This is a genomic window from Flavobacterium sp. KACC 22758 (genome assembly GCF_028736135.1).
In the GTDB taxonomy this organism is placed as follows: Bacteria; Bacteroidota; Bacteroidia; order Flavobacteriales; family Flavobacteriaceae; genus Flavobacterium; species Flavobacterium johnsoniae.
Window position 1 is genome coordinate 3,184,393 of sequence record NZ_CP117878.1, and the last position, 12,370, is coordinate 3,196,762.

The 12,370-nt window shown below is 37.5% G+C and carries 7 protein-coding genes; 6 read left to right on the plus strand and 1 reads right to left on the minus strand.

The genetic code is table 11. The features are described from left to right. Positions 1–64 precede the first annotated feature (64 nt). The 5 genes from PQ462_RS13710 (at position 65) to PQ462_RS13730 (ending at position 10,579) form a co-directional block, all read left to right on the plus strand. The gene (locus PQ462_RS13710; RefSeq protein WP_149206929.1) at positions 65–1,195 is read left to right on the plus strand and encodes a hypothetical protein; all 1,131 of its coding nucleotides are present in this window, start codon (positions 65–67) and stop codon (positions 1,193–1,195) included. Continuing rightward, the gene (locus PQ462_RS13715) at positions 1,192–2,130 is read left to right on the plus strand and encodes a formyltransferase family protein (protein WP_274250383.1); all 939 of its coding nucleotides are present in this window, start codon (positions 1,192–1,194) and stop codon (positions 2,128–2,130) included. The genes PQ462_RS13710 and PQ462_RS13715 overlap by 4 nt, the downstream gene beginning before the upstream one ends. Before the next feature lie 16 nt (positions 2,131–2,146). Beyond that, the gene (locus PQ462_RS13720; RefSeq protein ID WP_274250384.1) at positions 2,147–8,893 is read left to right on the plus strand and encodes a T9SS type A sorting domain-containing protein; all 6,747 of its coding nucleotides are present in this window, start codon (positions 2,147–2,149) and stop codon (positions 8,891–8,893) included. A 49-nt stretch (positions 8,894–8,942) separates the two neighbouring features. Next, the gene (locus PQ462_RS13725; RefSeq protein ID WP_274250385.1) at positions 8,943–9,776 is read left to right on the plus strand and encodes an outer membrane beta-barrel protein; all 834 of its coding nucleotides are present in this window, start codon (positions 8,943–8,945) and stop codon (positions 9,774–9,776) included. A 206-nt stretch (positions 9,777–9,982) separates the two neighbouring features. Continuing rightward, complete coding sequence (locus PQ462_RS13730; protein WP_274250386.1) at positions 9,983–10,579, plus strand: Crp/Fnr family transcriptional regulator; 597 nt, start codon at positions 9,983–9,985, stop codon at positions 10,577–10,579. A 160-nt stretch (positions 10,580–10,739) separates the two neighbouring features. Here the strand turns inward: PQ462_RS13730 and PQ462_RS13735 are convergent, their stop codons facing one another. Beyond that, the gene (locus PQ462_RS13735) at positions 10,740–11,111 is read right to left on the minus strand and encodes a group III truncated hemoglobin (protein ID WP_274250387.1); all 372 of its coding nucleotides are present in this window, start codon (positions 11,109–11,111) and stop codon (positions 10,740–10,742) included. Between the two features lie 322 nt (positions 11,112–11,433). Here PQ462_RS13735 and nadA point away from each other — a divergent pair, with 322 nt between their 5' ends. Next, the gene (nadA, locus tag PQ462_RS13740) at positions 11,434–12,366 is read left to right on the plus strand and encodes a quinolinate synthase NadA (RefSeq protein ID WP_274250388.1); all 933 of its coding nucleotides are present in this window, start codon (positions 11,434–11,436) and stop codon (positions 12,364–12,366) included. Positions 12,367–12,370: the final 4 nt, after the last annotated feature.

A 12,370-nucleotide genomic window follows, 5' to 3' on the forward strand; every position in this document is an offset into this window, starting at 1 on the left:
AATCTATACCCATTAGAGTTTCTAATGGGTAGTTTGTTTTTAAAAATTATCTATAAAATTATTTATGAAAATAGCTTTACTCTTGCCCCGATCTGTCATTTACCCTTCTATTTCTTTTGATATAATGGATGGTTTAAAATCTTCCCTAAAAAAAATGGGAATTGATGAAAAACATGAAATTGTAACAGCAAGTATAGGACTTGGAGCTGACCATAAAGAAATATATTCCTGCTGTGAGCAATTACTGTTTAGTAATACGGATATTGTTGTTGCTTATATTAACCCTGAAGCTGCAGAATTTATTCAGCCTCTTTTTGAAAGTTCAGGTAAATTGCTTATCGTGCTGGATAGTGGTTATCATTTTCAAAATTTTGAGAAAAAAATATCCAATGTTTATTTTATTTCCTTAGAAAACAGCCTTTGTTCACGTTTAATTGTACGCAAAGCCATCGAAGAAGGCCAGCAGAATTTTGCCTTTACCTGCTCTTTTTATGATGCCGGTTATCGCCCGCCTTATACTTTTGCTACTGCTCTTGAAGATAAAGGAGGATCAATACATTATAATCATATTACTCCGCTAAAAAAGGCCGATTTTAATTTAGGTCCTTTAGAGGAATTTCTGGAACAAAATGATAATATTTCTGTATTGACTTCTTTTTGCGGCGATATGGCCGAAGATTTTTTTCGAGAATCAGCAAAAATAAAAAATATAGCTTCACGCAAAACTTATGGAAGCGGTTTTACTGCCGAAGAATCGTGGCTGAATAAAATTTCTTATCCGGGATATAACTGGAGCTGTGCTGTTCCATGGTCTGCCAATTTAAAAAATAAAGAAAATGAAGAATTTGTAGCTGCGATGCGAAATATTCGCGAACAGAAAGCAAATGTTTTTTCTCTTTTAGGATGGGAAGCAGGTTTGTTTATCAGTAGTTCAAATGGTCAGTCATTAGACAATATCACAATTGATTCTCCCAGAGGAAAAGTACATATTAATCCCAATACTGGTTTTTCTGAAGCACCTTTATATTATGCAACTGTTGCAAAAAATGAAGAAAACGGAAACTGCATTTTAGAAAACATAACTGAAATTACTGATTTAGAAGAAGAACGCATCCGTTTATATCAACATATTCTGGCAGTTCAAAACACGCCTTCTAATTCCTGGTTAAACTCTTATGCCTGTTTAGACTCATGAATCCGATACGCGACATAGTAATTTTATGTAATAACCGTATGGCTTTTCCAGCTATACAAACTTTACATAGTCTTGGAAGACTGCATACAATAGCTGTACCCGCCGAAAATGAAGACGTTAAAGCATTTTGTTCTGTTTTTGCAACAAAAGCCGGCGTAAATTTAATATGGATGGAGAAAACAAAACTCAATATCCAGCTTCAGGAAATTTTGCGAATCAGTTCTTTAAAATATGTTTTTACAATGACTTTCCCTTGGAAGATTCCCGGAGAAATTATTGAAAAACATCCTGACATGTTCTATAATTTTCATTATGGACTTTTACCAGAAATGCGTGGTGCTGATCCTGTTTTTGAATCGATTAGAAAACAAAAACAAGAAACCGGAATATCTGTACATGTTATAGAAAAGGAAATAGATAAAGGAAAAATAATCCTGAAAAAAACAATGCCCCTGCATACTGATTTGACACATGGAATGCTTTGCACTAGTTTATCATATCTGGCTTCTTATATTCTGCCTGAATTATTAACCTTATTATCTATGAATGATAAAGGTGTTCTTCAGGATGAAAACTTAGCTGCATATTATAAAAAACCAACTATCTCGGATGTGAGCATTCAATGGGAAAAACAGGACTCAAAATCAATCCAGGCATTAGTTAACGCCTGCAATCCGTGGAATAAAGGTGCTTATACACAATGGAATGGTCTGAATATACGCTTACTGGAAGTTTCTCAAACCAATTCACCTTTAAGCAGCACAAAACCTCCGGGAACTATTTTAGAAATAGATGAAAACAAAGGCTTAATAATACAATGTTATAATAATACACAACTTCGTATAAATACTGTTTATACAGAAGAAGGCTTTATGAGTGGGCACAAATTGCTCGCTTTTGGTATAAAAAATGGCGAACAATTTGCCTCTTTATAATTTAACTAACTTTATTATGAAACATTTTTACTCTCAAATTAAAAAATGCTTAAATATTGCCCTATTTTTAGGGATATTTTTGCAGAGTTATTTAAGTAACTCACAGACCACACTGGCTGCCGGTGATATCCTTTTTACCGGATATGATGGTACTTATGCCAATGCATTAGGCGATGAATTTAGTTTTGTCTGCCTTAAAACTCTAGATGCTAATACGGTAATTCGTTTTACGGACAGAGGATACTTTTCAGACACAACCTGGTGGCCAGCCAGTAGTTTAGAAGGTACTGTTACATGGACAGTGGGCAGTACAATTCTAGCAGGAACAGAGGTGCATATAAAAGGATTAAGTGCCTTTACCTACAATCAGTCTAATGGTACTTTAACCGCAAACGGTTCTTTAGTAGTAAATAACGGAACAATGCCAAATGGACTTGTTTTGACTGCTGCCGGAGATCAGATTTATGCATTTCAGGGAGGTTCTGGCAATCCTTCTGACGCTGGCGTTGTACTTGTTGCCGGTATACATTTTTACTATTGCCCATCAGGAACTACAACAGCAGCATGGGATACCGGATGTGCAAACGGTTCAAATAGCTCTACTTTAAAAACAGGCACTGGTGGTCTTATTGGAGGTACAAGTGCTTTCTATACAGGAACTCTCCCTGGTAATGTAGTAGCTGGTGTTGGAAGATTTGACAATACACTAAGTTCTCCGCTAAGTACAATAGCAGAAATTAGAACTGCCGTAATGAATCAGGCAAACTGGAATCTTTCAGCAGCTACTCTTGAACTGCCTTCTCGTAAACCATTTTTAAGCACACCTACGACTATTACACTTAATCCTCTTGACAAACTTATATGTCCGGGAGCTAATACAAGTTTTACTGTTGCTGCTACTAATGCCACTGGTTATCAATGGCAGGTAAATACAGGTGCTGGTTTTGCAAATATTACAAATGCAGGTGTTTATTCTGGAGCAACTACTGCAACTCTTACTATTACAGGAGCAGCCGCAGGAATGAACAACTACAAATATCGATGTGTTGCTACAGGAACTGGAACAGCAACTTCGAATGAAGCGAATTTAACTGTGCCAACTGCCATAGCACCTTCTATACAATCACAAAGTAATGTAAGTGTTTATGGAGGTAATAATGGTTCAGCTACTCTTAGTGTTTCAGGAGGTACTGCTCCTTATTTCTATTCATGGTCTCCTTCTGGTGGAACTGGTGCAACAGCATCAGGGCTTAGTGCAGGAACTTATACAGTAACTATTACAGACAGCACTCCAAATGGATTAGGCGGCTGTAGTACAACTCAAACCGTAAATATAGCACAGCCAGGAGGCTCTGTTGTATCTGTAATCTCTTTAAGTGCTTTTTCAAGCTGCGGTGGTGCCTCTACAGAACAGAGTTTTACTGTACAAGCAGGAGGTTTAACAGCTAATCTTGATCTTGCAGCCCCAGCCGGCTTTGAAATATCAACATCGGCAGGAGGAATTTATACTAATAATATATCGTATGTTCCTTCATCAGGAGTTGTCACTACTAAAACAATTTATGTTCGTTTAGCGGCTTCAGCCACAGGAACACCTTCTGGTAATATTACTATTTCTTCTACTGGAATAGTAACTAAAAATGTTGCCGTAACAGGAAGCATGAATACTATAAGTTTTGGAACACAGCCTGCAGCGGCAGGAACCTGTGCAGGAGGCAATGCAACTTTTACTGCTGCAGTCTCAAACGCAACAGGATATCAATGGCAGGAAAATACCGGTTCTGGTTTTGTTAATATTACAGACGGAGGTGTTTATTCTGGTGCAGCTACCTCAACGCTTTCAATTACAGGAGCTACTGCGGGAATGAACGGATTCCTTTATAGATTAGCGGCATCAGGAACTTGTCCTACCGTTAATTCAAACAGCGTTGCACTAAATATTAATGTAGCTGCGTCTATTACAGCACAGCCTTCTTCAAGTACAATTTGTGCAGGAGCTAATACCTCTTTCGCTGTTGCAGCTTCAAATGCTGTAGGATATCAGTGGCAGGTAAATACAGGTTCTGGTTTTACAAATATTACAAATGGAGGTGTTTACACTGGAGCAGCCACTGCAACTCTTACTATTACAGGAGCAACTGCAGGAATGAGCGGTTATCTTTACAGAGTAATTGCAACAGGTTCATGTACACCAGATGCTACTTCAAACGATGCTGCTTTAACAATTAATGTAGCACCAGCTATAACAGCACAGCCGGCAGATAGTTCTATTTGTGTTGGCTCAAACACTACTTTCAGCGTGACTGCTTCGAATGCCACTGGTTATCAATGGCAGGTAAATACAGGTTCTGGTTTTAATAACATTACGAATGGTGCCCCATATTCTGGAGCAACTACAGCAACGCTTACAATAACAGGAGCAACTGCAGCACTTAATAATTACCAATACCGTTTAGTTGCTTCAGGAGGTTGTACTCCTGCTGCCACTTCTAACTCTGGTACATTAAAAGTATCTAATATTCTGGCATCTTCAGCTCAGACTAATATTGCCTGTAACGGAGGGTCTACCGGCTCTATATCTGTTACTCCAAATGGCGGCATAGGAACTTATACTTACCTATGGTCAAATGGAGCAACTAGTTCTTCAATCAGCAATTTAACAGCTGGTAACTACAGTGTGAGTATTAAAGATGCTATTTTATGCGAAAAAGTATTAAACTTTACTTTAACTCAACCACCAGTTTTAGCTGCTGCTCAAGGCACAGTTAACAATGTTAGCTGTCATGGAGGTTCAAACGGTAGTGGTACAGTAACAGTAACAGGAGGAACTCCGGGTTACACCTATTCATGGGCTCCTTCTGGAGGTACTGCAGCTACAGCTTCAGGACTTACAGCCGGAACTTATACAGTAACTGTTACTGATGCTAACAATTGTCAGACTACTGCAACAGTTATCATAACTGAGCCTGCGGTCGCTTTAAGTGCAACTGCGGGATTACAAAATAATATCTTATGTCGTGGAGCCGCAACCGGATCTGCAACTGTAACTGCTGCAGGCGGAACGCCAGGTTACACTTACTCTTGGTCTCCTTCTGGAGGAACTGCGGCTACAGCTACAGGACTTACTGCCGGAACTTATACGGTAACAGTTACGGATGCAAATGCATGTCAGACTACACAATCTTTTACAATTACTGAACCAGCTGCAGCTTTAACTGCGACTCCATTAGCACAAACTAACATAGCTTGTCGTGGTGGAGCTACAGGATCTGCAACTGTAACGGCTGCAGGAGGTGCTGGTGGATATACATATTCTTGGGCTCCTTCTGGAGGAACTGCAGCTACAGCTACAGGTCTTTCTGCTGGAACATATACTGTAACAGTTACGGATGCTAACAATTGTCAGGCAACGCAAAGCTTTACACTTACACAGCCGGCAGCAGTACTTACAGCAGCTTTTGGTTCACAAAATAATGTTTCTTGTAATGGAGGCGCTAACGGAACTGCAACTGTAGCAGTGACTGGAGGAACTCCTGGATACACCTATTCTTGGGCTCCATCTGGAGGTACAAACGCTACAGCAAGTGGTCTTTCTGCAGGAACATATACCGTAACGGTTACGGATGCTAATGCATGTCAGACTACACAAACCTTTACAATTACACAACCTGCCGCTCTAGTTGCAAGCGTTGGTTCTCAAAACAATGTTTCTTGTAATGGAGGTACAAACGGTACTGCAACTGTAGCCGTTACAGGAGGAACAGGTGCACGCACTTATTCTTGGTCACCTACGGGAGGAACTGCAGCTACAGCATCAGGTTTGGCAGTAGGAACTTACACAGTAACAGTTACAGACGCAAACAATTGTCAAGCTACACAAAGTTTTACTATTACACAGCCTGCTGCTCTTACAGCAACTCAATCACAAACTGACGTACTTTGCAACGGCGGTGCTACAGGTACAGCGACAGTTATTCCAACAGGCGGAACACCAAACTATACTTACTCATGGTCTCCTTCGGGAGGAACTGCTGCAACTGCCACAGGATTAACTGTAGGGGTTTACACTTGCACAATAACAGATGCTAATGGATGTTCAGTTACAAAAAGCTTCACAATTATGCAGCCTTCTGCATTAAGCGCAACACAAAGCCAGATCAATGCAACTTGTTCAACAGGTGGTCAGGCAGCAGTAAATGTATCTGGAGGTACTCCTTCTTATAGTTACTTATGGTCACCATCAGGAGCGACTACATCAGTTGTAACAGGGTTGCCAGCAGGAAACCATAGTGTAGTAATTACAGACGCTAACGGATGTACTTTAACAAAAAACTTTACTATTACGACAACTAATACACTTGTTGCTTCAACATTTCAAACTAATGTTTTATGTAATGGAACAAATACTGGATCTGCAGGCGTAATTGCCAGCGGTGCACCTGGACCTTTTACTTATGTTTGGGCTCCTTTCGGAGGTTCTGTTGATACAGCAACTAATCTAACTGCCGGTAATTATTCAGTAACGATTACTTCTGCAAATGGTTGTTCTATTGTTAAAAGCTTTACCATAACAGAGCCGGCTGCTCTTGCTATAACTTCAAATACACAGACCAATGTTTCTTGTAATGGAGGTGCTAACGGAACTGCAAGTGTTACGGCTTCAGGAGGAACAGGGGGATATACTTATTCTTGGTCACCTTCTGGCGGAACTGGAGCAACAGCGAGTGGTCTTGCTGCCGGAAACTATACTGTAACAGTTACAGATAGTAATTTATGTACTACAACACAAAACTTTACTATAACTCAACCAGCTGCACTTAGTTCAACAACATCTAAAACTGATGTTTCTTGTAACGGTGGTTCAAACGGATCAGCAACAGTAAATGTAACTGGAGGAACAGGAACATACACTTATTTATGGGCTCCTTCTGGAGGAACTGCGGCAACTGCAACAGGTCTTGCTGCCGGAACTTATACCGTAACAATTACTGATGCTAATACATGTCAAACAACAGCATCTGTAACTATTGCACAGCCTGCTCTTTTAACAGCATCAATATCTAAAACTGATGTTTCATGTAACGGTGCAAGCGACGGAACGGCTGCTGTAACAGCTTCTGGAGGAACTTCTTCTTATACTTATTCATGGTCTCCATCAGGAGGAACTGCGGCAACAGCTTCAGGATTAAGTCCAAATACGTATACAGTTACCGTGACAGATTCAAACGGATGTTTTACAACTCAATCAGTTACTATTGGTACAACTCCAGATGTAACAGCACCAGTACCTAATGTGGCTGTTTTACCGGAGATTACAAATTACTGCTCAGTTTTAGCATCAGAAATTGCGATTCCAACTGCAACAGATAATTGTGCAGGAACAATAAGCGCAACTACAACTGATCCTTTAACTTATAATGCAACAGGAACTTATACTATTACATGGGCATACAATGATGGAAACGGAAATGTTACTACTCAGACTCAAACTGTAAAAGTATTAGCTTCACCTCTTGATTTAGTTACTTTCAGTAATGCATCAGTAACTTACGATGGAAATGCTCATCCTCTACAGGTTGCAAATCTTCCAACTGGAGCTGCTGTAGCTTACTCTGCAAATAACACATCTGTAAATGCTGGAACTTACACTGTAACAGCTGTAATAACTCCTGCTGCAAGTTCGCCTAACTGTTCTCAAATAACGCTAACTGCAAACCTGACTATTAATAAAGCACCACAAACAATTACGTTTAGTGCTATTCCGGTTAAAACACTAGGAGCAAATAATACTTTTAATTTAACTGCAGCAGCAAGTTCAAATTTACCAGTAGATTATACTTTTAATTATACTTCTGCTCTGCCTCCTGCAAATATTTCTGCGGCTGGTGTTGTAAATATGCTGCGATCTGGAGAAGTTACCATTACAGCACATCAGGCTGGAAATGCTAATTATCTTCCTGCAGCAGATGTTTCACAATTATTGGTAATCCTTAACAACAATATTGATGTTAAGAGAATTACAATAGGAACAAAAGTATTCGAAAATCCAGGAAAAGCCATTACACACGTAATGTCATGTGCTGAGAACAATCCGGCTGTTTCAATTGTAAACGAATCAAATGCTGTAATTTCTCCTTCTGCTAATTTCACGATTCAAACTCCAAAACCTGGAATTTATACTCAAAACGTGACCATTAAATCAGAAGACGGAAGTTTATCTGCAACGTATGCAATTACTGTTGAAAAACCATTCGGATTCTTCGATATCGTTCGTCAGAAATTTAACAATGTACTTCTTGTAAACAATAATCCGGCAACAAACGGAGGTTACGAATTTGTAGCTTACCAATGGTTTAAAAACGGACAATTGATAGGAACTGGTCAATATTATTCTGTAAGCGAAAGTTTGAGTACAACTTTAGACCCTACAGCTGATTACAGCGTAAAAATGACAACAAAAGATGGTAAAGTATTACAGACTTGTTCTGGCAGAATTACACTTACCAACTCACTTCAGGCTAAGCTGTATCCAAACCCAATTCAAACTGGAAAAGCAATCACTGTTGAAGCTGATTTCCCTCAGGAAGAATTAAATAACATGCAGATCAGCCTTTACTCAGTTTCTGGCCAATTGATTAAAACGGTTCAATCTTCATCAGCATTAACTGAGATACAATTACCTCAAACAATCGAGAGTAATATACTTATGGTAGTTCTTGAAACTCCTAATGTAAAAAAATCTTTCAAAGTAATTGTAAAATAGATAAACCTGCCGGCACTCTAAAAGCAGTGCCGGCATAATAAAATTTAAGATGAAAAAATATATCAAATCACTCGCCATTATAACCGCATTTTTTGCAGCATCTCAAAGTTATGGTCAGGATAAAAAACAGGAGTTTTCGATTTCATTGGGCGGTCCGTTTTCATTTATAAAATCTGCCGGAGTAGAATACGTTCCCGGAAACGGTATCAATGCAGGTCTTCGTTATTCTTACTATTTAAATGAAGGTTTGAGTTTAGGTGTTGGAGTTGAATACCAAACCTATACATCTGACTCAAAGTCTAACTTTATTTACGGGCAGTACAACACTGTCGATGCAGAAAATGAAGCTTTTCAGTTTAGATACAGGCTTAGTAATTATAGAGAAGAACAAAAACTGACTTATATTAATGTTCCTATCAACATTCAGTTTGAAACTCCGGGAACCTCTAAGCTTTATGTTTCTGCCGGAGCTAAAATAGGATTTGCTTCAAGCGGTACTTATCAGTCAACTATAGGAAACAGTACTACAAGCGGTTATTATCCACAGTATAATGTAGAACTATTTAGTCCTGCATTTGCCGGATTTGCCAACGTAAATGACCTAAAAACTTCTGAAAGAGACCTTGACACAAAAGTTTCGTATTCAGCAACTTTTGAGACAGGTTTAAAACAAGAATTAGGAAACAGAAATTCAATCTATATTGGAGCTTATCTGGACTATGGCTTAAATGATATTTACGACAAAAAAGACAGCAAAAATCTTGTTCAATACAATGCAGAATTACCTGTAGATTTACAATACAACAGCGTATTTGATTCTGGTATTGCAAGAAACATGAGATTGGTTTCTTACGGTTTAAAATTAAGATTTGCAATTCGTTAATTACTGCTGATTAATAAAAAGCTGCTCAGTTAATTTTGAGCAGCTTTTTTTTATAAGCCCGTTTCAAAATTTAAAGTTCTCAAAACCTAACATTTATCATATTTTAATTTTAGGTGAATACTTTTCTTTGCTGTAACACTACAAAATATATTGGAGTTTAAAAAAGAATGATCCTTAATCATTTTAATTGCAGCAATTGTCGACAAATGCATATTGATACTGATTTACTTTACACCTGGGGAGCCGTTGCAAAAAAAGTCCCAAAACATGCCGTCATCTTTTTCGAGAATGACCAGCCCCTTTCCTATTATCAAATTTTAGAAGGAACCGTTAAAATGAGTTATACCAATGAAGACGGCAAAGATCTTACAATTGGTATTTTTAATGAAGGAAATAGTTTTGGAGAACCGCCCTTATTTATTGAGCAGCCCTACCCTGCTTCTGCAGAAGCTCAAACCGACTGTGTAATTTTAAAACTATCAAAAACCAATTTTTTTTCGCTGCTTGAAGAAAATCCTGAAATACAATCAAGGGTTTTAAAACTATTTGCATGGAAAATTTACAATAAAATTGTTTTCTCAAAAAATATAATAAATCACAAACCAGAATACCGCATTCAATATTTTCTGGATAATTTAAAAAGACAGCACAACAGCAAACCTTCTCAGAAAATGAAAATTCCTTATACAAGACAGGAGATTGCAGATTTTACCGGACTGCGTGTAGAAACCGTTATTAGAACTATTTCAATAATGAATAAAAACAAAAAAATAGAAATAATTAATCATAAATTATTTTATTAAAGCATATTCCCTTTACAACCATTTCAAAATAACAAAGTATGATTCAAATCATATTTCTAAAAAATTGGTTTTTCTTTCTTTGCAAAGGTTAAAGAAAATTATTAATTCAGCTTAATAACATTCAAATGAAAAACGGGAACCTTTAGGAATCCCGTTTTCTTTAATTAATCACTTTATTCATCATTGCTTTTGCAATATTTTTGGCTCTTATTTTTACCTCATCGGCCTTCTCTCCTTCAAATAAATCATCTACCGTTGTACTCCATAATGTAGTCCAGTGCTTAAAGTGAGCTTCATACAAAGTACTCTTTTCATTCAATATTCTGTGTTTCATCATTGGGTTTCCATCAAAATTTCCGGTATGAAAAAGAATATTATCCCAAAAATCATACATAATCGGGAGGTGTTTTTCCCAATTCACAACAGCTATTTTGGTAAACAAATAACCAATCGTTTCGTCAGTTTGAATTTTGTGATAAAAAGCATCTACCAATACCTTGATATCCTCCTTATTTTTAATATCGGTTTTCATATCCTTGTTTTTAATTTCTTTCTATTTCCAAACTTTAGAAAACTTTAGATCAAAAATCCAAAACTAATAGATCATAAAGTATGATTGTAATCATATCCTTTTAAAAAACATTGATTTCAAAAGGTTTACTTCTACAATAAAAAAATAAATGTAAAACAGTATGACTGGAATCATAATTTGAAAAATTTGATGATACTACATTTACCATATCAAAATTAGCTTAACAGCATTTCGAAAAACAAATTCAATAAAAACCACAAACTTTCTCAACAGCAGTATTCCTGAAAATGGGCTTAGCTGTTGAAAAAACAAGACTTTAATAATGGACAAAAATTTTTTGACACAGGAAATCATCCGCTTAAAACAAGAAAAAAATGCAGTAATTCTGGCTCATTATTATCAAAATGAGGAAATTCAGGAAATAGCAGATTTTATTGGAGACAGTCTTGAATTATCAAAAAAAGCACAAAATACAAATGCCGATATTATTGTTTTTGCCGGAGTTCATTTTATGGCAGAAACAGCCAAAATATTAAATCCGGACAAAAAAGTCGTACTTCCGGATTTTAACGCAGGATGTTCTCTCGCTGACGGCTGCGATCCTAAAGATTTTAAATTATTTAAAAAAAAATATCCTGATCATGTTGTCGTAACTTACATCAACTGTTCTGCCGAAATAAAGGCTATGAGCGATTTGGTCTGCACTTCGTCAAACGCAGCAAAAATTATTAGTTCTATTCCTTCTGATAAAGAAATCATTTTTGCACCCGATAAAAATTTAGGCAGTTATTTAAAAAAAGAAACACAACGCGAACTCATCCTCTGGGATGGATCTTGTGTAGTTCACGAAGCCTTTTCGCTGGATAAACTAGTCGAAATTTACAATAAAAATCCAAACGCAAAAATTGCGGCACATCCGGAATCTGAAAGTCATATCTTAAAAGCAGCACATTACATTGGCTCTACTTCCGGCATTATTAATTTTATTAAAACGGATCCTGCTGCCGTTTTCATTGTGGCTACAGAAGCCGGTATCCTGCATGAGCTGTCAAAAGCGGTACCCGAAAAAACGCTGATTCCGGCTCCTTCCACAGAAGATAACACTTGCGCCTGCAGCGAATGTGCTTTCATGAAAGTCAATACTCTTGAAAAATTGTATTGGTGTCTGAAAAACGAAAGCCCGGAAATCCTGGTAAGCGAACCGTTAAGGATCGAAGCACTGAAACCTATACAAAGAATGCTTGAATTGTCTTAAACTT

What these genes read in the sequence shown, in the direction of transcription:
- PQ462_RS13730 (WP_274250386.1), top strand. Translation starts at nt 9,983, where the DNA reads ATGCATATTGATACTGATTTACTTTACACCTGGGGAGCCGTTGCAAAA.
- PQ462_RS13725 (WP_274250385.1), top strand. Translation starts at nt 8,943, where the DNA reads ATGAAAAAATATATCAAATCACTCGCCATTATAACCGCATTTTTTGCA.
- PQ462_RS13715 (WP_274250383.1), top strand. Translation starts at nt 1,192, where the DNA reads ATGAATCCGATACGCGACATAGTAATTTTATGTAATAACCGTATGGCT.
- PQ462_RS13710 (WP_149206929.1), top strand. Translation starts at nt 65, where the DNA reads ATGAAAATAGCTTTACTCTTGCCCCGATCTGTCATTTACCCTTCTATT.
- nadA (WP_274250388.1), top strand. Translation starts at nt 11,434, where the DNA reads ATGGACAAAAATTTTTTGACACAGGAAATCATCCGCTTAAAACAAGAA.
- PQ462_RS13720 (WP_274250384.1), top strand. Translation starts at nt 2,147, where the DNA reads ATGAAACATTTTTACTCTCAAATTAAAAAATGCTTAAATATTGCCCTA.
- PQ462_RS13735 (WP_274250387.1), bottom strand. Translation starts at nt 11,111, where the DNA reads ATGAAAACCGATATTAAAAATAAGGAGGATATCAAGGTATTGGTAGAT.